This window comes from Paraburkholderia sp. RL17-373-BIF-A, assembly GCF_046030175.1.
Classification (GTDB): domain Bacteria; phylum Pseudomonadota; class Gammaproteobacteria; order Burkholderiales; family Burkholderiaceae; genus Paraburkholderia.
Genome location: NZ_JARESO010000537.1, coordinates 1 through 252, shown reverse-complemented (window position 1 = coordinate 252; position 252 = coordinate 1). Strand labels below are relative to the sequence as shown.

At 66.7% G+C, this 252-nt stretch carries 1 protein-coding gene; it reads right to left on the bottom strand.

What is annotated here, in order from left to right; genetic code table 11:
- The coding region (locus P0D80_RS51660; protein WP_408296797.1) for a transposase at window positions 1-252 on the bottom strand (252 nt) is incomplete at both ends.

Below are 252 nucleotides of genomic sequence, written 5' to 3'. Positions count from 1 at the left end.
CGCCCGCCCGAAACTCAGCCCCGTGCTGTCGACGATCAGGCTGATCGTCTCGCCGCGCGCGAGCCGTCGCGCCAGATGCTCGCAACGCTGCGTGACGCTCACCTTCAGGCAGGCGAACCTCTCGCCCAGCTGGCTGGCGCTGGGCACCGGGATGTCCAGCCCGCGGGTCGCCCAGTAGTCCTCCATATAGCCGGTGATCTGCCGCATCCCCCAGCCGAACAGCCGGTAGAACGTGAAGATCAGCTCGATATA